A 23,971-nucleotide genomic window follows, 5' to 3' on the forward strand; every position below is an offset into this window, starting at 1 on the left:
TCACTGCCGCTTGGCCTTGCTGGACGTCTTGGCTTTGCCGGTGGCGGCCTTTTTCTTGCCGGCGGCCTTCTTCGGCGGGTCGGCGGTCGAGGTGCTGGCCTGCGAACTGGAGGCGGCCACATCCGCCAGGCGGGTCAGCAGCCGTCCCTGCTTGACGCGCAGCATCGGCGTGTCGACCTGCGCCAGGTCGGCCAGCGGGTCGCTGCCCAGCACCAGGAAGCTGGCCTCGCAGCCCGGCTCGAAGCAGCCCAGTTTGCGGCCCGGGAAGAGGGCCCGCGGCGTGTCCTGCGTGGCCAGGCGCAGCAGCGTGGCGCGGTCCAGGCCCAGCTCGTCCAGCGCGTGCAGCTCGGCCCGGGCGGTGGCGATGAAGACGTCGGAGCCGACCAGCAGCGGCACGCCGGCCGCCTGCAGGCGTGCCAGGTTGGCGCGCTGGACCTCGCGCACCGCTGCCAGCGGTGCGGCGTCGAGCTTGAAGAGGGCGGTGGCCGCGGTCGTCGTGATGACGGCGGTGTGCTGGCGCGCGGCGCGGGCGGCCGCCGCCTCGCTGATCGAGAAGCTGTCGGGCGCCTCGTCGATCGTGTTGGCGTAGCCTGGCAGGTGGGCGATGGCGTCGACGCCGGCGGCCAGGGCCGCATCGAAATCGGCGGCCGTCTCGACATGGGCGACGACCCGGCGGCCGTCGGCATGGGCCAGGCGTGTCAGCTCGGCCGCCGTGTCGGGCCTCAGGCCCAGGCGGCCGAACATGGCTGGCTGCTGTCTCAGCTCCGGCCTCTCGCTGTGGGCCAGCACGATGCGCAGCCAGGCGCCGCCGCGGGCCTTGATGGCCGGCCACTGCGCGATGGCCTGCTCGGGGCTGTCGACCAGCACGATCTGGTTCTGGGCCGCAGCGGCCTCGGCGCTGGGCTCCGGCAGCACGGCGGCCAGGGGGTAGCCGTCGGGCGAGGTGATGCAGGCGGTCACGAAGCTGACGTCGGGCGCGGCCGGCGTGGCCGCCAGCGGCTTGACCTCGGCGACGCCGGTCGGGTCGCCGCAGAGCATGGCGGCATAGAACACGCCTTCGTCGATGTATTTGTCGGCGAACTGGCCCCAGCCCCATGCCGTCTGCAGGTTGTGGTTGTGGGCTTCGGCCAGCGGGGCTATGAGGACCTGGCCGCGCATGTCCATCTTGCGGTTGACCTTGGCCGGCTTCTTGGCGACGAAGACGCCGTTCTCGACGTACAGGTTGCCGCGCTGGATCTGGCGGCCGTCAAACCAGCGGGCGTTCTTCAGCTCCCAGGACAGCGGGGCGCTGGCCTGGTAGGGCTGCTGCGGAGGCGGAGGGGTTTGGGCCTGTGAAAAAATACAGGTAAAACCCAAGCAAGCGATCAGGAATCTCAAGCGGCAGGACTCGGGGTTCGAGGGCCGCGAATCCTACTTCTTAGAATCCCGCCCCTATGTCGAGCCGTCCCCCCGTCACTCCCGCCGCCAAACCTGCCGAGTATGGCGAAGCCTCCATCCGCGTTCTGAAGGGCCTGGAACCCGTCAAGCAGCGGCCGGGCATGTACACCCGCACCGACAACCCGTTGCACTGCATCCAGGAAGTCATCGACAACGCCGCCGACGAGGCCCTGGCCGGTTTCGGCAAGCGCATCGACCTGACCCTGCACGTCGATGGCTCCGTCTCCGTGGCCGACGACGGCCGCGGCATTCCCTTCGGCCTGCACCCCGAGGAGGGCGTGCCCGTCGTCGAGATCGTCTTCACCCGCCTGCATGCGGGCGGCAAGTTCGACAAGGGCTCGGGCGGCGCCTACAGCTTCTCGGGCGGCCTGCACGGCGTCGGCGTGTCCGTCACCAACGCCCTGGCCAAGCGCCTGGAAGTGGCTGTCTGGCGCGACAAGCAGGTCGCCGGCATCGCCTTCGAGCATGGCGACGTCGTCCAGCAGGTCGTCACCCGCCCGGCCGCCGGCGGCGACCGCAAGCAGGGCACGACGGTGCGCGTCTGGCCCGAGGCCAAGTATTTCGAGAGCGCCGAACTGCCCCGGCATGAGCTGGTGCACCTGCTGCGCTCCAAGGCCGTGCTGATGCCCGGCGTCATCGTCACGCTGAAGATCGAGAAGACGGGCGAGGTCACGACCTGGCAGTACAAGGCCGGCCTGCGCGACTACCTGGCCCAGGCGCTGACGGCCGACCCCATCGTCCCGTCCTTCGAAGGCGAGGGCTTTGCGACCGCCGGCGAGAGCGAGAACTTCGCGGAAGGCGAGGGCGCCTCCTGGTGCGTCGCCTTCACCGAAGACGGCGCGCCGCTGCGTGAGAGCTACGTCAACCTGATTCCGACGGTGGCCGGCGGCACGCACGAGTCCGGCCTGAAGGACGGCTTGTTCGGTGCGGTCAAGGGCTTCATCGAGATGCATTCGCTGCTGCCCAAGGGCGTCAAGCTGATGCCCGACGACGTGTTCTCGCGCGCCAGCTTCGTGCTGAGCGCCAAGGTGCTGGACCCGCAGTTCCAGGGCCAGACCAAGGAGAGGCTGAACTCCCGCGACGCCTTGCGCCTGGTGTCGGCCTATGTGAAGCCGGCCTTCGAGCTGTGGCTCAACCACCATGTCGAGCACGGCAAGAAGCTGGCCGAGCTGGTCATCAAGCAGGCCCAGACCCGCCAGCGCGCCGGCCAGAAGGTCGAGAAGCGCAAGGGCTCGGGCGTGGCTGTGCTGCCCGGCAAGCTGACCGACTGCGAAAGCCGCGACCTGTCGCTGAACGAGGTCTTCCTGGTCGAGGGCGACTCGGCCGGCGGCAGCGCCAAGATGGGCCGCGACAAGGAGACCCAGGCCATCCTGCCGCTGCGCGGCAAGGTGCTGAACGCCTGGGAGGTCGAGCGCGACCTGCTCTTCAAGAACAACGAGATCCACGACATCTCGGTGGCCCTGGGCGTGGACCCGCATGGCCCGAGCGACACGCCGGACCTGTCCGGCCTGCGCTACGGCAAGGTCTGCATCCTGTCCGACGCCGACGTCGACGGCTCCCACATCCAGGTGCTGCTGCTGACGCTGTTCTTCCGTCATTTCCCCAAGCTGGTCGAGGCCGGCCATGTCTACGTGGCCCGCCCGCCGCTGTACCGCGTCGATGCGCCGGCCCGTGGCAAGAAGCCGGCCGCCAAGCTCTATGCGCTGGACGAAGGCGAGCTGACCGCGACGCTGGACAAGCTGCGCAAGGAAGGCGCCCGCGAGGGCTCGTGGAGCATCAGCCGCTTCAAGGGCCTGGGCGAGATGAGCGCCGAGCAGCTCTGGGACACGACGCTGAACCCCGAAACACGCCGCCTGTCGCGGGTCGAGTACGGACAGCTCGACTTCGCCGCCACGGTGGATGCCTTCAACAAGCTGATGGGCAAGGGCGAAGCCGCCTCGCGCCGCGAGCTGATGGAACTGCACGGCGACAGCATCGAGGTCGACGTCTGATGCAGACGGTCTACAACGCCGGGCACGCGGCCCATGCGGCAACGCATGAGTTCTTCCGCGGCCGTTTGGTGCCGGCGTTCGAGATCCCGGCGCGAGCCGACTACATCCTGCAGGCGGTGCAAAGCGCTGGCCTGGGTGAGGTGCTGGCGCCTGTCGACCATGGCCGCACGCCACTGGAGCGTGTCCACGCCAAGCGCTACCTGGACTTCATCCAGGGTGCCCATGCCGAGTGGCTGGCCACGGGTGGCGAGGGCGACGCCTTCCCGGCCGTGTGGCCCGTGCGCTCGCTGCGCAGCGATGTCGAGCCGGCGAGCTTCGCGGCCCGCATGGGCCTGTACTCCATGGACAGCGGCACGCCGCTGACGCCCGGCAGCTGGGCCGCGGCCTATGCCGGCGCCCAGGCCTCGCTGACGGCCCTGGATCGGGTGCTGGCCGGCCAGCGCTCGGCCTATGTGCTGACCCGCCCGCCAGGCCACCATGCCGGCGCCGACTTCTTCGGCGGCTATTGCTTCATCAACAACGCCGCCGTCGCCGCCCAGGCCGCGCGCGACGCGGGCCTGAAGCGGGTCGCCATCCTGGACGTCGACTACCACCATGGCAATGGCACGCAAGCCATCTTCTACGACCGCGCCGACGTCTTCTACGCCAGCATCCATGGCGATCCGCGCACCGAGTTCCCCTTCTTCCTCGGCCATGCCGACGAGACAGGGGCGGGCGAGGGTGTGGGCTTCAATGCCAACTACCCGCTGCCGGTGGGTGTGGCCAACGAGGACTGGTTTGCAGCGTTGGAGCAGGCACTTGGGAAGCTGACGGCCTACCGGCCCGAGCTGCTCATCGTGTCGCTGGGCGTCGACACCTATGGCGGCGACCCCATCTCCCACTTCAAGCTGGACGAGCCCGAGTTCCGCCGCATGGGCGAGCGCCTGGCCGCCTTCGGTGCACCGACGCTGTTCGTGCAGGAAGGTGGTTATGCCACCGAGGCCATCGGGCGCAATGTCGTCGCCGTGCTGCAGGGTTTTGAAGCGGCATGAGCCTGCGCCTGCGTCCCACCATGCTGTCCGATCTGGACTGGGTCGTCTCGCTCGAGCGCGACGGTGCCAATCTGCCCTTCATCACGCCCTGGGACCGCACCCAGCACGAAGGCGCCATCCGCTTTCCGGACTCGCGCCACTTCATCCTGGAAGAGGGCGACGCGCTCGACCGCATCGGCTTCGTCATCCTGCAGGGCTGCCGCAACCCGAACGGCTCGGTGGAGCTGAAGCGCCTCGTGTTGCAGCCCAAGGGGCGCGGCCTGGGGCGCGCGGCCGTGAGGCAGCTCAAGGCCATGGCTTTCGCGCAGTTGAAGGCGCACCGCTTCTGGCTGGACGTGAAGGCCTTGAACACGCGGGCCTTCGAGCTGTATCGCAGCGAGGGCTTTGTCGAAGAGGGCCGCCTGCGTGAAAGCGTGCGCGTGACCATCGACGGCGCCGACGGCTATGACTCGCTGATCGTCATGTCCCTGCTGGACCGCGAATACCAGGCCCGTGTGGCGCTGGGGGCGGAGGCCGCATGAGGTTCGCGTGGCTGTTGCTCTTCCTGGCGCTACCGGCCCATGCCGACCTGTGGGGCTATGTCGACGCGGCCGGCATGGCCCATTTCGCGCCGCGCCAGCTGGATGCGCGCTACGCGCCCGTACTCGGCAGCGTCGGCATGCAGCGCGTGCCCGGCAAGACCGACGCGGGCCTCGCCCTGCTGAGCTGGCTGGAGATCGCACCCGAGGTGAAGTCCGTCCAGCCCTGGCTGCGCGAGGCGGCCGCCCAGCATGGCGTGGACGCCGACCTGCTGAAGGCCATCATCGCCGTCGAGTCCGGCTATCAGCGCAACGCCGTGTCGCCTCGCGGTGCCACGGGCCTGATGCAGATCACACCCGAGACGGCCAGCCGCTACGCGACACCGGCCGACGCCGCCCGTCTCATCGAGCCGCGCATCAACATCCACACCGGCGCCCGCATGCTGGCCGACCTGATGCGCCGCTTCGGTCGCATCGACGCGGCGCTGGCGGCCTGGAATGCCGGTGAGGGCGCCGTGCGCCGCGCCGGCAACCGTGTTCCCGATATCGACGAAACCCAGGCCCATGTGCATCTCGTCCTCGAGCTGTACTGGGCCCTGCTGCAGCAGAGCCAACCGGCCCGCGCGCAGCACTTGACCTTGCATCCATGAGTTCCCAGACCACGATCGATTTCAACGGCCCCACCGATGGTGGTGGTGGCGACGACAGCAACGCGCTGACGCTGGCGGCCTACGCCCAGCAGGCCTATCTCGAATACGCACTCAGCGTCGTCAAGGGCCGCGCCCTGCCGTCCTATGCCGACGGCCAGAAGCCGGTGCAGCGCCGCATCCTGTATGCGATGAAGCAGCTCGGCCTGGGCTGGACCGGCAACTCCGGCGCCAAGCCCGTCAAGGGCGCCAAGGTCGTCGGCGACGTGCTGGGCGACTTCCATCCGCATGGCGACCAGTCCGTCTACGACGCCCTGGTGCGCATGGCCCAGGACTTCTCGCTGCGCTATCCGCTGATCGACGGCCACGGCAATTTCGGCAGCCGCGACGGCGACGGCGCGGCGGCCATGCGTTACACCGAAGCCCGCCTGGCCCCCATCGCCCGTCTGCTGCTGGACGAGATCGACGAAGACACGGTGGACTTCCGTGCCAACTACGACGGTCGCCTGCAGGAGCCCGTCGAGCTGCCGGCGCGGCTGCCCTTCGCGCTGCTCAACGGCGCCAGCGGCATTGCCGTCGGCCTGGCGACCGAGATCCCCAGCCACAACCTGCGTGAGGTGGCGGCCGCTGCCGTCGCGCTGCTGAAGGACGACAAGCTGTCCGATGACGCCTTGTTCGAGCTGGTGCCCGGTCCCGACTTCCCCGGCGGCGGCCAGCTGATCAGCGCGCCGGAGGACATCCGCGCCGCCTACACCAGCGGCCGCGGCAGCCTCAAGCTGCGCGCGCGCTGGAAGATCGAAGACCTGGCCCGCGGCCAGTGGCAGCTCGTCGTCACCGAGCTGCCCCATGGCACCAGTGCGCAGAAGGTGCTGGAAGAGATCGAGGAGCTGTCCAACCCCAAGGTCAAGGTCGGCAAGAAGACGCTGACCGCGGAGCAGCTGCAGCTCAAGGCCAGCCTGCTGGCGGTGCTGGATGGCGTGCGCGACGAGTCCAGCAAGGACGCGGCCGTGCGCATCGTCTTCGAGCCCAAGAGCCGCACCGTCGAGCAGCAGGACCTCATCAACGCCTTGCTGGCCCACACCAGCCTGGAAAGCAGCGCCTCGGTCAACCTGACCATGATCGGCGCCGACGGCCGGCCGACGCAGAAGAGCCTGCGCGAGATCTTGACCGAGTGGGTGGGCTTCCGCCAGACGACGGTGCGCCGCCGCACCGAGCACCGCCTGGCGCATGTCAACGACCGCATCCATGTTCTCGAGGGTCGGCAGCTGGTGCTGCTGAACATCGAGGAGGTCATCCGCATCATCCGCGAGTCGGACGAGCCCAAGCCGGCGCTGATCGAGCATTTCAAGCTCAGCGACCGCCAGGCCGAGGACATCCTCGAAATCCGGCTGCGCCAGCTGGCGCGCCTGGAAGCCATCAAGATCGAGCAGGAGCTGTCCAAGCTGCGCGACGAGCGCGCCAAGCTGGAAGACATCCTCGGCTCGCCCGCCGCGCTGCGCCGCACCGTCATCAAGGAGATCGAGGCCGACACCAAGCAGTACGGCGACGACCGCCGCACGCTGATCCAGGCCGAGAAGCGCGTGGTCGCCGAAGTGAAGATCGTCGACGAGCCCGTCACCGTCATCGTCAGCCAGAAGGGCTGGGTGAGGGCGCTCAAGGGCCATGAGGTCGACGTCGCCGCCCAGACTTTCAAGGCCGGCGACGCGCTGTGGGGGCATTTCCGCTGCCGCAGCGTGGACCCGCTCATCGTCGTCGGCAGCAATGGCCGGGTCTATTCCGTGCCGGTGTCGACCCTGCCCGGCGGCCGTGGTGACGGCCAGCCCATCACGACCATGATCGAGCTGGAAACCGGCTCGCAGATCGCGCATTACGTGGCCGGAGCGCCGACGCAGCGCCTGGTGTTCGCTGGAACGACCGGTTATGGCCTCGTCGCCCAGGTCGGTGACCTCGTCGGCCGCCAGAAGGCCGGCAAGACCTTCCTCAGCCTGGACGAGGGTGAAGCGCCGCTGCTGGCGGTGGTGCCCAACGACGCCGTCGCTCTGCAGCTCGGCGTGCTCAGTGCCCAGGGACGCCTCTTGAGCTTCCCGCTGGACGAGCTCAAGCACCAGCCCAAGGGCGGCAAGGGCCTGACGCTGATGGATCTGGAGGCCAAGGACAGCATCGCGTCCGTCGCCTGCTTCACCAGCCAGCTGCGCGTGCTCGGCAGCGGCCGTGGCGGCAAGCCGCGCGAAGAGCTGCTGAAGAACCAGTCCCTCGCGGCCCATGCCGGCAAGCGGGCCCGCAAGGGCAAGGCCGTGGACGGCCTGCAGAAGGTGGCGCGGCTAACGTCGGAATGATGCGGCGCCGCTCGAAGATGGTGTCAAGCAGCCGTGACTTGGTGCACATCTGACAAAGCTGGGGCGCCCGCTTACAAGCTGCTACAAGATAGCTGGGCGGCCTCCCTAGCCCATGGGGTGTCCCAGGCCTTCAACAGACTTCGCTGCACCGCACAATGATTTCCGGCGGTTGTGCTTGACCGTCAAAGTCAGGAGCTACGCAATGAAGTTGAAAACCATAGCCGCCGCCTCCGTGGTGGCGCTAACCACGCTCAGCAGCTATGCCGCTGATACCAACTGGGGTACGCACGACCAACTCGAAATTGGTCTGGGCACCACGGCGGGTGGCGCAATCTTCGACACCTTCTCGTTCTGGCTGGGTTCCCAATCCAGCGTCGCGAGCAGTGTCGTGTCCTTCGGTACCGTCATCGGCGGTGCCTACAGCCTGTATTCCTTCGGTGCCGATGGCCTGAAGGGCACGGGTGACGATGTCGGCATCGCCGCCTGGACGTTCAGCGGTGCACCGTCCGTGCACACCGTGTCCCTCGCCTCTGGCAACTACTACTACTCGGTCCTGGGCGGCGCGCCCGGCGCGGCCTCGTACGTGATCAGCTCGGCTGCCACCGCGGCACCGGTGCCGGAACCCGAAACCTATGCCCTGCTGGGTGCAGGCCTGGGTGTCGTCGGCTTCCTCGCTTCGCGCCGTCGTCGCGATTCCTGATCGGGTCAGGCCGGCCTGCGCGCTTCAGGAGAGCGGGCGGGCGGGCAGCACGATCTACCGGCCCTGCAGCCTCCCGGCTCCAGGGCTTTTTCATGCCCGCTCCAATCGGCCAGGCTAGTCGTCGAAGCCAGGGAAGAGCCGACTCGGGAAGACCATGCTCTGCGTGGTGCGCAGGACGACGCCGTCCTTGAAGTGGACGTTGAAGCGCATGCCATAGCCGGTCTGGTCGGGCTCGATGGTCCAGTCCCAGACGTCTTCGCCACTGTTGCGGAAGAAGACCCGCGAGCGCTCGCGGCCGAGGACGCGGCTCACCTGCTCGGGCGTCATGCCAGGCAGGATGCGGGCACGGCCGGCGGGGGCCAGGCCATCCTCGACGGCCAGCAGCCGGCCATCGGCGCCGAGGCGGACCATATAGCAGTGCTGGCCCAGGGGCTGGGTTGAATACTCCAGCGTGCGGCCGCCATCGGCCTCGGGCCAGATGCGGCCGGGCTGGCCGTAGATCGCCACGACATCGGCTTCCTGGCTCGCACCGGGCTGCAGCCGCGCATCGCGGTCCGGCGTCGCGCAGCCGGCGAGCAGCGCGATGCAGAGGGCGAGGGCGGCGAGGCGCATGGGAAAACTTCAGCGTTTGGCCAGGGCCTTCGCGCAGTCCGCCACGAGGCCCGGGCCCTTGTAGATGAGGCCGGTGTAGACCTGCACAAGGTCGGCACCAGCTTCGATCTTGGCACGGGCATCCTGGCCGCTCATGACACCCCCGACGCCAATGATGGGATAGCCGGCCGGCAGGGCCGCGCGCAGCAGGCGGATGACACGGTTGCTGGCTTCGAAGACCGGTGCGCCGGACAGGCCGCCCATCTCGTTGGCATGCGCCAGCCCCTGCACCTTGTCGCGCGCGATCGTCGTGTTGGTGGCGATGACGCCGTCGATGCCATTGGCCTTCAGCGTCTGGGCGATGACGGCGACCTGGTCTTCCTCGAGATCGGGCGCAATCTTGACGAACATCGGCACGCGCCGGCCGCTTTGCGCGTCGAGTTGCTGCTTGCGTTGCTGCAGCTTGCCCAGCAGCGCATCCAGGGCCTCGTCGCTCTGCAGGGCGCGCAGGTTCTTGGTGTTGGGACTGGAGATGTTGACGGTGATGTAGTCGGCATGCGGGTGCACACCTTCCAGACCGAGCAGATAGTCGTCGGCGGCGTTCTCGATGGGCGTCGCGGCGTTCTTGCCGATGTTCAAGCCCAGGATGCCGCCGGCCTTGCGGAAGCTGTGGGCGCGCTTCACATTGGCGATGAAGCTTTGCAGGCCCTCGTTGTTGAAGCCCAGGCGGTTGATCAGCGCGTTGGCTTCGGGCAGGCGGAACATGCGCGGCTTGTCGTTGCCGGGCTGGCCCTTGGGCGTCACCGTGCCGACCTCGATGAAACCGAAGCCCATGGCGCCCAGGCCGTCGATGCAGCGGCCGTTCTTGTCCAGGCCCGCGGCCAGGCCGATGCGGTTGGGGAAGCGCAGGCCGGCGACCGTTACCGCATCGCTGACGCGCTCACCGCACCACAGCAGCTGCGCGGGTGTGTTCTGCAGCTTGGCGATGCTGCCCAGCGTCAGTTCGTGGGCGTGTTCCGGGTCCAGACCGAACAGGAAGGGGCGAGAGAGGGCGTAGGGGATCAGCGGCATAACCCCCGATTGTCGCTAAGCGCGGCTGAGGCCGAACTCAGCCGCCGTCGGGGCGGTCCCAGGGCGGCACCTCGCCCATCTTCTCCAGCATGAAGTCGATCAGCGCCCGCACCTTGGGCGCCGGGTGGCGGCTGGGCAGGTAGACGGCGTACAGCGTGTTGGCGTCAGCCAGGCCGCCGAGCGGCTGCCAATCGGGCAGCACCGTCTTCAGCCGCCCGGCGCGCAGGTCGGCGCCGACGGCATAGGTGGGCAGCACGGCCAGGCCCAGGCCGGCCAGGGCTGCCACGCGCAGGGACTCGCTGCTGTTGGCCGTCAGACCGCTCTCGAAGCGCAGCGCGCCGCGGGTCTCGACCTCGGCTTCGCCCTGTTCGGGGTGGCGAAAGCGCCAGCGGTCGGGCGACTGCAGATAGCCGAAGCGCAGGCAGCGGTGGCCGGCGATGTCGGCCACGGCCTGCGGCTCGCCGTGGGCTTGCAGATAGCTCGGCGCTGCACACAGCACGAAGCGGATGGCCGCCAGGCGCCGCGCCACCAGGCCATCCGACGGCTTGTGGGTCAGGCGCAGCACGACGTCGAAGCCTTCCTCGGCCAGGTCCACATAACGGTCGTTCAGACCCAGCACCACGTCGATCTGCGGATGGCGGCCGCAGAACTCGGCCATCAGGGCCGTGAACTGCAGATTGCCGAAGGCCGTGGACACCGACAGCCGCAGCACGCCGCGCGGCTCGTCGCGGCGGCCGGCGAGTTCGGTCTCCAGGGCCAGCGATTCGTCCAGCAGCCGCAGCGCCCGCTCGTAGACGGCGCGGCCCTCGGCCGTCGGGCTGACGCTGCGCGTCGTGCGGTGCAAGAGGCGCGTGCCGAGCTGGTCTTCCAGCCGCACCACCTGCTTGCTGACGGCCGACTTGGTCGTGCCCAGCAGGCGGGCAGCACCGGAGAAGCCGCGGGCGTCGACGACGCGGGCAAAGGCTTGCAGGTCTTCGAGGCGGCCCATGGTAACTGTGCTCCGTTTGGAAACTCTGAATCGAATTTGTGCTGGATTGTGTCTTGGATATCTAATTTCTAGAGTGTGGACCTGTCTCTTCAAGGAGTCACCGCCATGTCCATCACCGTCTTGTCATCGCCCTGTGCCGCCCGGTCCTTCCGGCCCGGCCGCTTCGACCGCCTGCTGAGCGCCGCCGCGGCATCCAGCCTGCCGCTGCTCTTCATCCTGCTCTGGAGCAGCGGCTATGTGGCCGGCAAGCTGGCCCTGCCGCACACCGGGCCGATGACCTTGCTGACCCTGCGCTTCGGCCTCGCCGCCGTCGTGCTGCTGGCCGTGGCCGCCGCCACTGGCGCGCCCTGGCCGCATCGGGCGCGCGCCTGGGGCCATCTGGCCGTCGTCGGCCTGCTGATGCAGGTGCTGCACTTCTCCTGCATCTACTTCGCGCTGCAATGGGGCCTGAGCGCCGGCGTGGCCGGCCTCCTCATCGGCCTGATGCCGCTGGCGACGGCCCTGGGCGCGCACCTGTGGCTGGCCGAGCGCATCGGTTCGCGCCAGATGCTGGCGCTGCTGGGCGGGCTGGTCGGCGTGGCCCTGGTCATCGCCGACAAGCCGCTGAACGGTGCCTGGACGGCTTATGCCGTGGCCGGCGTCGGTCTGCTCGGCCTCGTGGCCGGCACGCTCTACCAGAAGCGCTTCTGCGCCCACATGGACCTGCGCAGCGGCGCCGGCGTGCAGATGGCGGTCTCGGCCCTGGCCGTGGCTGCCGTGGCCTGGCCCACTGAACACTTCGCCATCGACTGGAGCCTGGAGCTGGTCGGATCCTGGCTGTGGCTGGGCCTCGTCAACTCCATCGGTGCCTTCAGCCTGATGTTCATCATGATCCGCCGCGGCCAGGCGGGGCAGGTGGCGCGTCTCTTCTTCCTGATCCCCGGTGTGTCCGCGCTGATGGGTTTTGTGCTGCTCGGCGAGCGCCTGGAGCCGCTGGCCCTGGCCGGTTTTGCGCTCTCTGCGCTGGCCGTGTGCTTCGCGGCTGCCAAGCGGTGAAAATAGCGGGCTTCTCCGGAGCCCGTACATGAAACCTCTCGACGATCCCCACCACGACCGCGAAGCGGGCTCCCGCGACGAAACCCGCGACACCACGCGCACCGACGACACCCGCATCGGTGCCGTGCGCGCCCTGATCAGCCCGGCCCTGCTGCTCGAAGAGCTGGCCATCCCCGACGCGACGCTGGAGCTGGTCGAGCGCGCCCGCCAGGAGATCAGCGATGTGCTGCATGGCCGCGACGACCGCCTGCTCGTCATCGTCGGCCCTTGCTCCATCCACGACCACGACCAGGCGATGGACTACGCCCGCCTGCTGAAGGTCGCCCGGGACGAGCTTCAGCGCGACCTGCTCATCGTCATGCGCGTCTACTTCGAGAAGCCGCGCACCACGGTGGGCTGGAAGGGCTATATCAACGACCCGCGCCTGGACGGCAGCTTCCATATGAACGAGGGCCTGCGCCTGGCCCGCCAGCTGCTGCTGGACGTCAACGGCCTGGGCCTGCCGGCCGGCACCGAGTTCCTGGACCTGCTGTCGCCGCAATACATCTCCGACCTGATCGCCTGGGGCGCCATCGGTGCGCGCACGACCGAGAGCCAGAGCCACCGCCAGCTGGCCTCGGGCCTCTCCTGCCCGGTCGGCTTCAAGAACGGCACCGACGGCGGCATCAAGGTCGCCAGCGATGCCGTGCTGGCCGCCAGCAGCGCCCATGCCTTCATGGGCATGACCAAGATGGGCACGGCCGCCATCTTCGAGACCCGCGGCAACCGCGACTGCCACGTCATCCTGCGCGGCGGCAAGGCGCCCAACTACGACGCGGCCTCGGTGAATGCGGCCTGCGACGCGCTGAAGGCCTCGGGCCTGCGCGAGCAGGTCATGATCGACTTCTCGCACGCCAACTCCAGCAAGAAGTACGAGCGCCAGGTCGACGTCGGCCATGACGTGGCTGGCCAGATCGCGGGGGGCGATGCGCGCATCACCGGCGTCATGATCGAGAGCCATCTGCAGCCCGGCCGCCAGGACCTGGCCGAGGGCCAGACCAAGGCCGACCTCAAGCCCGGCGTGTCCATCACCGACGCCTGCCTGGGCTGGGCCCAGACCGAGCCCTTGCTGCGCGAACTGGCCGCCGCCGTTCAAAAGCGCCGCGGCTGACGCCGCCCAGGCGCCGTTGGCGCCATCAGCTGTCCACCCGTCGCAGCGCCCTCGCGCCGCGGCGGGGCGGTTTCCATCATTCAGCCATTCCCACTGCTGAATCTGGAGACCGCGATGAACAAAGCGCTTGCCGCTCTGATGGTGCTGCTGCCCTTGTGCAGCCAAGCCGCCGATGTGATCCTGGAGGTCGAGGGCCTGGACACCAGCCGCCTGGCAGGCGCTTCGCTGCTGGTGGGCGTCTACACCGAGCCGGCGAGCTGGCTGCGCCAGCCCCAGTCCGGCCATCGCTTCGGCCTCGAGGCCGCGGTCGGCGGCAAGCTCACCGTCGTGCTGAAGGACCTGCCCGAAGGTCCGCTGGCCCTCAGCCTCTTCCAGGACGCCAACGGCAACGGCCGCCTGGACATGAACCCCATGGGCATCCCGGTCGAGCCCATCGGCTTCTCCAATGACGCCGTCGGCAACTTCGGCCCGCCGAAGTTCGAACAGGCCGTCGTGACGCCCGTGGCCGGCACGCCGGTCAAGGTCAAGCTGAACTGAGCGAGGCGGCCATGACGATGAATCGCCGCTCCCTCCTTGCCGCCTTGCTGGCCGGCGGCCTCAGCCCCGAACTGCTGGCCCTGGGGCTGCCCGCCGACGCCTTCGCGGCCGACGCGCCCGAACTCGCGCCGTTGCGCGGCCTCAGCGGTGAAAGCCTGGATGCCCAGGCCGTCATGGAAGGCCGCCTGCCCGCGGCACTGAACGGCCGCTATTTCCGCAACGGGCCCGGCCTGATGCAGCGTGGCACCCAGCGCTATCGCCACTGGTTCGACGGCGACGGCCTGGTGCAGGCCTGGACGCTGGCCGACGGCCGGGCCAGCCACCGCGCCCGCTTCGTGCAGACCGAGAAGTTCCGCGCCGAGCAGCAAGCCGGCCGCTTCCTGCTGCCCGCCTTCGGCACCGCCATCCCGGCGCAGCGCCCGGTGCGCGGCCCCGACAGCGTCAATGCCGCCAACACCAGCGTGCTGATGCAGGGTGACCACCTCTATGCACTGTGGGAGGGCGGCAGTGCCTATGAGCTGGACCCGGCGACGCTGGCCACGCGCGGCGTCAAGACCTGGGCTCCGGAACTGCGCGGCATGCCCTTCTCGGCCCATCCCAAGGTCGAGCCCGACGGGACGGTGTGGAACTTCGGCACCGCCAACGGACGGCTGGTTCTCTACGAGATCGATGCCGCTGGCAGCGTGCGCCGCCATGCGGTGCTGGACGACATCGTGGCGCCAGCGATGCTGCATGACTTCGCGGTCTCGCAGCACCATCTCGTCTTCCTGCTCGCGCCCATCCGGCTGGACATGGCGGCCGTGCGGGCCGGGCAGTCCATGCTGGAGTCCATGCGCTGGGGGGGCGACCAGCCGACCCGCGTCCTCGTCATTGCCAAGTCCGACTTCTCGCGCCGACGCATCTTCGAGATGCCGGCCGCCCAAGTCTTCCACTTCGGCAACGCCTGGGACGACGGCCGACTGCTGCGCGTCGACTATGTGCAGGGCGTGCCGCTGCCCGAGTTCAATGCCGGCGCCGAAAGCATGATGCGCGGTGAGCGCAGCGGCCGCGAGGTGTCGACGGCACGCCTGCTAGAGATCGACCTGCAGACGGGCCGCCTGAGCCTGGCCTCGCGCGACGAGGCCGTCGAGTTCCCCGTCGTCGACCCGCGCGTCGTCGCGAGGCGCCACCGTTTCGTCTGGTACCCCACCGCCGTCGACACCGGCGCACGCTGGGGCTTCAACGGCCTGATGCGCCTCAACATCGAGACCGGTGCCCGCGAGCGCTTCAGTTTCGGCAACGACGTCGTCGTCGAGGAACATGTGCTGGTGCCCAGGCCCGGCAGCACGCGGGAAGGCGAGGGCTGGCTGGTCGGCATGGGCTATGACGTGAAGCGCCGGCGCAGCTTCTTCAGCGTCTTCGACGCGCTGCGCCTGGCAGACGGTCCCGTCGCGCGGGCCTGGCTGCCCTACTGGGTGCCCTACGGCTTCCACGGCAAGTTCCAGGCCGCCTAGGAGTCTGCACGGCAGAGGGCGTGGCCCGCGCCGGGGCGATTTGCGAGGCCAGGCAAGGCGCCGGCGAGGCGAGGGGTCGGGACCCACGACGAGCTGGCAACGCCGAATGGCCCCGCAAATCGCCCCGGCCCTTCGGGTTGGGCCTGGCAAGAGCGCATGCAGCGTTGCTCGTCGTTGTGGGCATGAGCCCACTGCCTCCTCGCGCCTTGCCTGCTCCCTTGCCAGGCCCAACGCGGGCTACGCCCTCTGCCGCGCAGACTCCCTGCCCATGCCCCCTGCTTCAAGGACAGGGCAGGGGACTCCACATTGACAGCCATCAGCCGCGCCCCTATCGTCCGCGCCGTTTGTTGAAAGCGCTTTCAGAAAGCGCTTTCACTTTCGGCGACCGGCAGCAGTACGTCGTCGCCAGGGATTTTCTTTTCCCTCCCCCAAAACCATGGAGACGACAACATGCTGAATCTGAAGACTAGCGTGGCCCTGGCCGCGCTGACGCTGGCCGGCGCTGCCGGCGCGGCGACAACCAATGGCTTTGCCGACGGCGGTTTCGAGACCGCGGGCAGCGGCCCCTTCATCGCCGCCGGCTGGCTGACCGCGGCCACCAACAGCCCGGCTTCGCTGTCCAGCGACGCCCATTCCGGCAGCCATTCCCTGCTGCTGAGCGCACCTAACGGCTTCGATGCCTCCATCGCCCTGCAGGACTCGGTCGGCCATGGCGGCATGCCGCTGCTCGGTGCCGCCAATGTGGGTGACACCCCCTGGTTGAGCTTCTGGGCCAAGGGCGACGCCAGCACCACCGGCAACGCCTTCGTCACGCTGCGCTACATGGGTGCCAACGGCATCATCAGCACCGGCCTGGACCAGCAGTTCCAGAGCCTGATCAACACCAGCAGCTGGAGCCAGGTCAGCTTCCAGGCCAGCGCCATCCCCGTCGGCACCACGGCCCTGTTCATCGAGATCGGCACGGCGGTCGGCCCCATCCTGGACGGTCGCCCCAATGCCGTCCTGGTCGATGACCTCTCGCTCGGCCTGCAGGTGGCCGCCGTCCCCGAGCCGAGCAGCTATGCGCTGCTGCTGGCCGGCCTTGCCAGCGTCGGCGCCATCGCCCGCCGCCGTCGCGCTTGAGATCGGGGAGATCCATCATGCAATCCAGGATCCACGCCCTCTCCAAGGTCGCCGCCTCGCTGCTGTTCTGCGGCCTGGCCGCCCATGCCAGCGCCGCCGGCACCGTCGTCATCGACACCTATGGCCCCGGCGATGACGTCAGCGGCTGGGCCTCGCTGCTCGGCCCGGGCCAGAACCTCGCGGTCGCCTTCGACATCGGCAGCGCCACCACCCTCCAGTCCTTCCTCACGTCCATCGACGGTGTGGGCGGCATCACCGTCGGCATCATGGCCCGCCAGGGCAATGTGCCCACGGGCAACAGCTGGCTCTACAGCACGCATCTGAGCGATCCCTGGGCCAATACGCTGCAGACGCCGACCGGCTGGAACCTGGCCGCCGGCAGCTACTGGCTGGTGACCCAGGCCGACGCCAACTTTGCCGGCCAATGGCAGAGCGGCACCGACACACCCAGCGCTGCCTGGGCCTTCTCGTCGTCGGGCAACTGGCAGGCCGTCACCTCCGGCTTCACCGGCGCGCCGGCCACCCGCATCACGGTCACCAGCGCCGTGCCCGAGCCGTCCACCTACGGACTGATGTTCGCTGGCGGCCTGCTGCTCGCCGCTGTTGCCCGCCGCAAGTCCAACGTTCAAGGATGAATGCCATGAATCGTCAAACCTTCAAGCGTGCGGTACTGGGCGGCCTGCTGCTGGCCGCCAGCACCTTCGCTTCCGCCAGCGTCACCAGCCCCGTCATCGGCAAGCTGCTCTGGTCCGAGGAATTCAACGGTGCCAGCCTGGACAGCACGCTGTGGACGAGCTACGACGGCAATGGCTGCCAGATCGGCCTGTGCGGCTACGGCAACCAGGAGCTGGAGTACTACCGGCCGGGCAACCTCGGCATCGTCAACGTGCCCTTCGAACCCGGCACGCGGGCCCTGGCCATCACCGCCAAGCGCGAGGTGATGGGCGCCAACCAGTTCACCTCCGGCAAGCTCGACTCGGCCGGCAAGGTGCAGGTCCAGTACGGCATGATCGAAATCCGCGCGGCCACACCGTCGGTGGGCGTGGGCCTGTGGCCGGCGCTGTGGCTGCTCGGCACCAGCCCTCAAGCCTGGCCGCGCAAGGGCGAGATCGACATCATGGAGCAGGGCGGCCGCCAACCCGCGGGCCTGCCGGCCGTGTCGCCGGACCAGTTCGTCGGCGCCAACGTCATCACCTTCAACCAGGCCGCCTGCGTGCCGGGCAATGAAAGCTGTGCTGCCTCCACCGCGTGGCAGACCAAGAACTGGGTGACGCCGTCGCGCTCGCTGGCCAACCGCTTCGTGCTGTATCGCCTCTACTGGACCGACACCCAGATCCGCTTCACGATGGTCGACAACGGCCGCGAGCTGGACATGTACAAGGCGCCCATCTCCACGGTCGGCTCGCCGGCTTTGCAGGCGCCGTTCTACCTGCTGATGAACATGGCCGTGGGCGGCAATTTCACCAACGCCGCCACACCCGCGCAGGTCACGGCGCCGCTGCCCGCCACGATGTACGTCGACTACGTGCGCGTCTACGAGCTGGACGGCAAGGGCGAGGTCAAGCTCGGCGTAGGCATCACGCCCGAGGCCGGCAAGTTTGGTGTCTTCACCGACAACACGCCGGTCGACAACGGCCAGGCCCTGGGCACGTCGGCGGACTTCTTCATCTGGAACACCGCCTCCATGGGCGGCGGCAACATCCCGGCGTTCGAGGGCTCCAACGTGCTGGCGCTGAACTACTTCGCGCCGGGGCAATGGTTCGGTGGCGCCGTCCAGTCGCGCCAGGCCCACGACATGAGCGGCTTCCGCGGCGGCAACATCAAGCTGAAGATCAAGGCTCCCGCCAATGTCGCCTTCAAGATCGGCATCCTGGACAACTACACCAACCACAGCTGGGTGACCTTCCCCGCCAACACCACGGCCTACGGCCTGGTGCGCAACGGTGAATGGGGCACGGCCACCATCCCGGTGGCCGAGATTGCCGGGCCGCTGGTCGCGCTGCAGTCCATGAACTCACTGTTCGAGTTCCTCAGCGTGGACGGCTCCAACCCGACCGCGCCTTTCCAGATGGCCTTCGACGACATCATCTGGGACTCGGGCGTGGCCGGCGTGGCCCCGATGGTGGTCAGCGCACCGACGATGGCCAAGACGGCGGCAGTGCCGACGGCCTCGGCCCAGACCGGATCGAGCACCGTCGAACTCGCCGCCACGGCAAACGGCTGGGTGGACGTGCACTACACGGTCAACGGCGGCGAGACCCGGACGGTGCGCATGCGCCAGGACGGGTCCTCCAGCCGCTACACGGTGGGCGGCCTGAAGAAGGGTGACGTGCTCGAGTACCGCTTCACGTCCTGGGACGGCAAGGCCCAGGTCGCCGTCGACTCGGCGGCCAAGAGCGTCACGGTGAAGTAAGCCGGAGGAAGGGATGGCCGCGGCCCGTCCGCGACCATCCCCGACAATCCGGCCCATGAACCAAGACCAGCTCAAGCAACTCGTCGGCCGCGCGGCCCTGGACTACGTCCCCGCCGGCCAGATCCTCGGCGTCGGCACCGGCTCCACGGTGGACTGCTTCATCGACGCGCTGGCGGCCAGCGGCATTGCGATTCCGGGCGCCGTGTCCAGTTCGGAGCGTTCGACGCAGCGCCTCATCAAGCACGGCATCAAGGTATTCGACGCGGCCGAAGTGGAGCGCCTGGCCGTCTACATCGACGGCGCCGACGAGATCGACGGCCGCGGCTTCATGGTCAAGGGCGGCGGCGCGGCCCTCACGCGCGAGAAGATCGTGGCCGACCTGGCCGACCAGTTCGTCTGCATCGCCGACGAATCCAAGCTCGTGCAGACCCTGGGCAAGTTCCCGCTGCCGGTCGAGATCATCCCCATGGCGGCAGCCCAGCTGACGCGTCGCTTTGCCCGCATGGGTGGCGCTGCGACCCTGCGCGCCGGCGTCGTCACCGACAACGGCGGCCACATCCTGGACGTGCGCGGCCTGGCCATCACCGATCCGCTGGGCTTCGAGGCCGAGGTCAGCCAGTGGCCCGGCGTCGTCACCGTCGGCGTGTTCGCCCGCCACAAGGCGAGCGTCTGCCTGCTCGGCGGGGCGGATGGCGTCAAGACGCTGACCTTCTGAGCCCATGCCGCAGCGCGGCGCCGGCTTCGACGCCGAGGATCACGAGAAGCACCATTGGTGGCGCAGCCTGCTGCTGCGCTTCGTCGTCTGCCTGGCCGTGTCGCTGCCGTTGTGGTGGTTCACCGGCTGGACCGGCACGCTGGTCACGCTGATGCTGTGGGCCAAGGTCTTCGCCGGCGACCTCTACACCCTCGGCGAAATCATCGGCCGAGCCCTGAAGCAACTGGCCTTGCAGCCGGTGCACGGCCGCTTCTACCAGTTCAAGGGCCACCCCGTCCGCGTGCTGGACGACGATATCGAACGCCAGCGCTGGATCGCCCTGGCCGACCTCGCCACGGCGCTTGGTGCGGCCATGCCGGCAGCCTCCATCCGCCGCCGCCGGCTCGATGCGCTGCGCGAGGAACGCGACGGTGTCTACGTGCTCGACGAGGTGGCTCTGGCCTGGTTGCGCGAGCAGCGCAGCGACCGGGCAGGGCGGCTGGCGCATTGGGTGGAGCGCGAGGTCTGGTATCCCGCACGGGGCCGCAAGGCCAGCTATGCCCAGAAAAAAAGGGCATCCGAAGACGCCCCTTCCGAGTGAACCCAGAGGCTCAATTCCGGCCGACGGCACTCCATGCCGCTGCCACGGCACTCGCCTCGGCACTGCCGGCACCGTAGAGCTCGTTGGCGGCCGCGATGGTGCCGGTGCGCGCGCTGGCATAGGTGGTGGACGAAGTGAATTTCGTCGTCAGCGCGCGGTACCAGATCTTTGCGGCCTTGTCCCGGCCGATGCCGGCCAGCGAGCCCGTGCCGGTGGCGACGCGGGTGTTGCCGGCCACGCAGGTCGGGCTCTTGCCGTAGGCGCTGTTGGTGCCTTCGGCGAGCAGGAAGAAGAAGTGGTTGGCCACGCCCGAGCTGTAGTGCACGTTGAGGCTGCCCACACCCGAGTACCAGCAGTCGGCCGAGGAGCCGTCGCTGCTGGGCTTGACCATGCTGCGCAGCGAACCGCCGCCCACCATGATCTTCTCGCCGATCAGATAGTCGCCGGCATCGCTGCTGTTGGCCGCGTAGAACTCGACCATGGTGCCGAAGATGTCCGACGTGCCTTCGTTGAGGCCGCCCGACTCGCCGGAATAGATCAGGCCGGCGGTGCGGCTCGTCACGCCGTGCGTCATCTCGTGGCCGGCCACGTCCAGGGCCACCAGCGGCTTGAGCTGGCTGCCGTCGCCGTCGCCATAGGTCATGCAGAAGCAGGAGTCCGACCAGTAGGCGTTGTTGTAGTTGCGGCTGTAGTGGACGCGGTTGTAGGCGCCCTTGCCGTCATTGGCGATGCCGTTGCGGCCGTGGACGTTCTTGTAGTAGTCCCAGGTGACGGCGGTGCCGTACTGGGCATCGGCGGCGGCGCTGTTGGTGTCGCTGGTGGCGTTGTTGCCCCAGGTGTTGTCGGTGTCGGTGGCGATGCTGCCGCCGCTCGTCTTGTTCTTCAGGTTGATGGTGTAGGTGCTGCCGCGGGTCGGGTCCCGCAGCTCGTAGCCGCCGCTGATGCTGTTGGTCGTCAGCGCGACATTGCCGCTGTAGAGCGTCTTGCCCGTGCCGTTGGCGGCCGCCGTCTGGACGTCGTCCCAGGCATCGAGCTTCTGGCCGTTGCCGGCGTCGATGATGATGTGCTTCTCGAAAGGCGTGCCGTCGTCGCCGTCGCCGCTGACCCGGACTTCCCAGGCCAGGCGGGGCAGGTCCTCGCGGGCCCAGATGACGAGCTCGGGGCGCGGCTGGATGTCGGCCATCGGGTACTCGACGAAGACGGCGAGCAGGGCGCGGGCAGCGCTGATGCTGGGCGTGGTCGATACGCTGGGCAGCATGCGGTTGCTGCGCTGCATGGCGGCGAGGTTGCCGTGGCGGTCGGTCTGCACGATGAGGTCGGCACCGATGGCGCGCAGGCCGGCGATACGGCGGTCGAAATGGACGTGGCTGCCACCGTCGTCGTCCTGTACGACGCGGCGCATCTCATAGCTGTGGTCGCTGCCATGCAGGCTCAGGCCAGGGAGCTGCCGGGCATAGTTCTCGGCGCTGCTGCGCAGCAGGGCCTGGGCGCTGGCGGTGGGGGCGTTGTCCGCCTGGGCCAGGGACGAGAGGGCGGCAAGGCCGAGCAGGGTCAGCTTGTGGCTGGTTCGGAACATGGTGGAACTCCGGTTGGGGTGTTGCTGCGGGAGTACTGCGGCAGCGGCCCGCGCGCCGGATGGGCGCGAGGTGCTGGCGCACTATGCGCAAGGCCTAACGGCCCGACCACTGGCGACCGTCCGTCGCCTCGTCCAGTGACGGGTAGTCCCGGATTTCCAACGCAAAGAGCCGGGCACATGGCCCGGCTCCGCTTCAGTCGCGCAACCTTGCGCGCGTCAGGACGTTTGCAGAACGTTCAGAACGTTTCCCAATCGCCGTCATCCGCTGCCGGTGCGGGGGCCGGGGATGGGGTCGGGCGCGCTGCCACGGCGGGCGCCGCCTTGGCAACGGGCGCGGCGGCCGGCCTGGGGCTGGCGACCGGCCGTGGGGCCGCAGCCGGGGCCTTGGTGGCCGGCTTCACGGCGGCCGGCTTCACCGGGGCTGGCTTGTGCGGGACCGGGGCCTTGGCTGCTGCCGGGCGATGGCCGCCGCCGCCGAGCCTGAATACGCTGATGGCTTCGGCCATGCGGGCCGACTGCTCGCGCAGGCTTTCGGCGGCGGCGGCGGACTCCTCCACCAGGGCGGCGTTCTGCTGGGTCATCTGGTCGAGCTGCACGACGGAACCGTTGACGACGCCGATGCCCTCGCTCTGTTCGCGGGCCGCAGCGCTGATCTCGCCAATGATGTCGGTCACGCGCTGCACGCTGGCCACGATCTCGGTCATGGTGGCGCCCGCATCCTGCACCTGCTGGGTGCCGGAGTCCACGCGCTCGACGCTGGCGCTGATGAGGCTCTTGATCTCCTTGGCGGCCTCGGCGCTGCGCTGGGCCAGCAGGCGCACTTCGCCGGCCACGACGGCGAAGCCGCGGCCCTGCTCGCCGGCGCGCGCCGCCTCCACGGCGGCGTTCAGCGCCAGGATATTGGTCTGGAAGGCGATGCCGTCGATGGTGCCGATGATCTCGTTGATCTTGCGCGAGCTCTGGCTGATCTGGTCCATGGTCGCGACGACCTGGGACACGGCCTCGCCGCCGCGCTGCGCAACGGTCGCGGCCGAGCTGGCGAGCTGGTTGGCCGTCATGGCCGCGTCGGCCGTCTGCTTGACGGTGCCGGTCAGCTCCGACATGGAGGACGCGGCGTTCTGCAGGTTGCTGGCCGTCTGCTCGGTGCGCTGACTCAGGTCCAGGTTGCCGGTGGCGATCTCGGCGCTGGCCGTGCCGATGCTGTCGGCCGCGCCGCGCACCTCGCCGATGAGCTTTTGCAGCGAGCTTTGCATCTCCTGCAGCGCGTTGAGCAGGCGGCCCACTTCGTCCCTGCCGCCGGCCGGGATGTCCTTGGTGAGGTCGAAGTGCGCGATGGCCTCCGCCACTTCGGCCGCGCGGCCCAGCGGCCCGGTGATGGAGCGGCCCAGGGCCAACGACAGCCAACCGGCCAGGGCCAGTGCGATGAGGGCAAAGATGACGAGGCTGGTGCGCGCGTTCGCGTTGGCGCTTTCCAGCGCCTTGGCGGAGGCATCAAGCTGGTCGCGCTGGGACTTCACGATGGCCAGCGTGGCTTCCGTGAGTTTGGTGACAGCCGGCCGGAACTCGTTCTCGTAGGCTTGCTTGGCGGCGGCCTCGTCGCCGGACTTCTTGGTTTTCGTCAAGGACTCGCGGGCGACGCGGTAGGTCGTGCGGGCCTGGTCGAGAGCCTTCATCAAGGCCTTCTCTTCGTCGGTGTCCATCTGGGGCTCGATCTTCTTGAAGATCTCGCTGGCCATCTCGGTGGACTTCGCCGCATGCGGGGCCATCTGGTCACCCAGGGTCAGGTCGCTGGACAGCGCAATGGCCATCGCGCGCACCTCGCCGCCGCTGACGAGCCGGTAGTACTCCGTCGCGTTGCGCTCGGCTGCGAGGTAGTCGTTGTACATCGTCGACGATTGCGTCGCCACGCGGTTCAGCGCGAAGAAGCCGATGGTCGAGCCGATGAAGGAAATCAGCAGCACCACCCCGAGCACGAGGGTCAGGCGTTGCGCAATGCTGCGCGATCCCAGCAAACTGTTGAACATGGGGTCTCCTCGTTGA

At 68.8% G+C, this 23,971-nt stretch carries 21 protein-coding genes; 15 read left to right on the forward strand and 6 right to left on the reverse strand.

Translation table 11 applies throughout. The annotated features are described in order from the left end of the window. On the reverse strand, positions 1-1,356 hold the full coding sequence (locus tag AC3WOE_RS01470; RefSeq protein WP_492687725.1) for an amidohydrolase family protein: 1,356 nt from the start codon (positions 1,354-1,356) through the stop codon (positions 1-3). Between the two features lie 77 nt (positions 1,357-1,433). On the opposite strand from AC3WOE_RS01470, the gene AC3WOE_RS01475 reads away from it, so the two are divergent. From AC3WOE_RS01475 to AC3WOE_RS01500, 6 genes are all read left to right on the forward strand, one after another. After that, entirely contained in the window at positions 1,434-3,428 is a 1,995-nt protein-coding gene (locus AC3WOE_RS01475) for a DNA topoisomerase IV subunit B (protein WP_492687726.1), read from the forward strand. Continuing rightward, the gene (locus tag AC3WOE_RS01480; protein WP_492687727.1) at positions 3,428-4,459 is read left to right on the forward strand and encodes a histone deacetylase family protein; all 1,032 of its coding nucleotides are present in this window, start codon (positions 3,428-3,430) and stop codon (positions 4,457-4,459) included. The genes AC3WOE_RS01475 and AC3WOE_RS01480 overlap by 1 nt, the downstream gene beginning before the upstream one ends. After that, entirely contained in the window at positions 4,456-4,980 is a 525-nt protein-coding gene (locus AC3WOE_RS01485) for a GNAT family N-acetyltransferase (RefSeq protein ID WP_492687728.1), read from the forward strand. Before AC3WOE_RS01480 ends, AC3WOE_RS01485 begins: the two co-directional genes overlap by 4 nt. Beyond that, a complete protein-coding gene (locus AC3WOE_RS01490) occupies positions 4,977-5,627 on the forward strand; it encodes a lytic transglycosylase domain-containing protein (RefSeq protein WP_492687729.1) in 651 nt (216 codons plus the stop codon). Before AC3WOE_RS01485 ends, AC3WOE_RS01490 begins: the two co-directional genes overlap by 4 nt. Further along, positions 5,624-7,960, forward strand: coding sequence for a DNA topoisomerase IV subunit A (gene parC / locus AC3WOE_RS01495; protein WP_492687730.1), 2,337 nt, complete (start codon positions 5,624-5,626; stop codon positions 7,958-7,960). Before AC3WOE_RS01490 ends, parC begins: the two co-directional genes overlap by 4 nt. A gap of 202 nt (positions 7,961-8,162) precedes the next feature. Beyond that, positions 8,163-8,660, forward strand: coding sequence for an FxDxF family PEP-CTERM protein (locus AC3WOE_RS01500; RefSeq protein WP_492687731.1), 498 nt, complete (start codon positions 8,163-8,165; stop codon positions 8,658-8,660). Between the two features lie 114 nt (positions 8,661-8,774). On the opposite strand, the gene AC3WOE_RS01505 is transcribed toward AC3WOE_RS01500, so the two are convergent. Genes AC3WOE_RS01505 through AC3WOE_RS01515 form a run of 3 tightly spaced genes read right to left on the reverse strand, consistent with a single transcriptional unit; the run spans position 8,775 to position 11,310 of the window. After that, a complete protein-coding gene (locus tag AC3WOE_RS01505; RefSeq protein WP_492687732.1) occupies positions 8,775-9,272 on the reverse strand; it encodes an outer membrane protein assembly factor BamE in 498 nt (165 codons plus the stop codon). A gap of 9 nt (positions 9,273-9,281) precedes the next feature. Then, a complete protein-coding gene (locus AC3WOE_RS01510) occupies positions 9,282-10,322 on the reverse strand; it encodes a quinone-dependent dihydroorotate dehydrogenase (protein WP_492687733.1) in 1,041 nt (346 codons plus the stop codon). Positions 10,323-10,359: 37 nt separating this feature from the next. Continuing rightward, entirely contained in the window at positions 10,360-11,310 is a 951-nt protein-coding gene (locus AC3WOE_RS01515; RefSeq protein WP_492687734.1) for a LysR family transcriptional regulator, read from the reverse strand. Between the two features lie 105 nt (positions 11,311-11,415). Here AC3WOE_RS01515 and AC3WOE_RS01520 point away from each other — a divergent pair, with 105 nt between their 5' ends. The 9 genes from AC3WOE_RS01520 to AC3WOE_RS01560 all read left to right on the forward strand — a co-directional run bounded on the left by AC3WOE_RS01520 (position 11,416) and on the right by AC3WOE_RS01560 (position 20,355). Further along, positions 11,416-12,345, forward strand: coding sequence for a DMT family transporter (locus tag AC3WOE_RS01520; RefSeq protein WP_492687735.1), 930 nt, complete (start codon positions 11,416-11,418; stop codon positions 12,343-12,345). Positions 12,346-12,373: 28 nt separating this feature from the next. After that, positions 12,374-13,495 (forward strand): 3-deoxy-7-phosphoheptulonate synthase, encoded by a 1,122-nt coding sequence (locus AC3WOE_RS01525; RefSeq protein WP_492687736.1) that lies wholly within the window; start codon positions 12,374-12,376, stop codon positions 13,493-13,495. A 114-nt stretch (positions 13,496-13,609) separates the two neighbouring features. Continuing rightward, complete coding sequence (locus AC3WOE_RS01530) at positions 13,610-14,032, forward strand: DUF2141 domain-containing protein (RefSeq protein WP_492687737.1); 423 nt, start codon at positions 13,610-13,612, stop codon at positions 14,030-14,032. A gap of 17 nt (positions 14,033-14,049) precedes the next feature. Next, positions 14,050-15,525 carry a carotenoid oxygenase family protein gene (locus tag AC3WOE_RS01535; protein WP_492687738.1) on the forward strand — a complete coding sequence of 492 codons (1,476 nt, stop codon included), beginning with the start codon at positions 14,050-14,052 and terminating at the stop codon, positions 15,523-15,525. 450 nt (positions 15,526-15,975) lie between these two features. Next, positions 15,976-16,647, forward strand: coding sequence for a PEP-CTERM sorting domain-containing protein (locus AC3WOE_RS01540; protein ID WP_492687739.1), 672 nt, complete (start codon positions 15,976-15,978; stop codon positions 16,645-16,647). A 17-nt stretch (positions 16,648-16,664) separates the two neighbouring features. Beyond that, complete coding sequence (locus AC3WOE_RS01545; protein WP_492687740.1) at positions 16,665-17,282, forward strand: PEP-CTERM sorting domain-containing protein; 618 nt, start codon at positions 16,665-16,667, stop codon at positions 17,280-17,282. Positions 17,283-17,287: 5 nt separating this feature from the next. Then, on the forward strand, positions 17,288-19,060 hold the full coding sequence (locus AC3WOE_RS01550; RefSeq protein ID WP_492687741.1) for a glycoside hydrolase family 16 protein: 1,773 nt from the start codon (positions 17,288-17,290) through the stop codon (positions 19,058-19,060). A gap of 55 nt (positions 19,061-19,115) precedes the next feature. Beyond that, a complete protein-coding gene (gene rpiA / locus AC3WOE_RS01555; protein ID WP_492687742.1) occupies positions 19,116-19,775 on the forward strand; it encodes a ribose-5-phosphate isomerase RpiA in 660 nt (219 codons plus the stop codon). Between the two features lie 4 nt (positions 19,776-19,779). Next, complete coding sequence (locus AC3WOE_RS01560) at positions 19,780-20,355, forward strand: hypothetical protein (protein WP_492687743.1); 576 nt, start codon at positions 19,780-19,782, stop codon at positions 20,353-20,355. A gap of 10 nt (positions 20,356-20,365) precedes the next feature. Here the strand turns inward: AC3WOE_RS01560 and AC3WOE_RS01565 are convergent, their stop codons facing one another. Together AC3WOE_RS01565 and AC3WOE_RS01570 are read right to left on the reverse strand one after the other, a co-directional pair. Beyond that, positions 20,366-21,931 carry a M4 family metallopeptidase gene (locus AC3WOE_RS01565; protein ID WP_492687744.1) on the reverse strand — a complete coding sequence of 522 codons (1,566 nt, stop codon included), beginning with the start codon at positions 21,929-21,931 and terminating at the stop codon, positions 20,366-20,368. A 236-nt stretch (positions 21,932-22,167) separates the two neighbouring features. Further along, entirely contained in the window at positions 22,168-23,955 is a 1,788-nt protein-coding gene (locus AC3WOE_RS01570; protein WP_492687745.1) for a methyl-accepting chemotaxis protein, read from the reverse strand. Positions 23,956-23,971 lie beyond the last annotated feature (16 nt).

It is taken from the genome of Roseateles sp. FW305-36 (assembly GCF_058787015.1).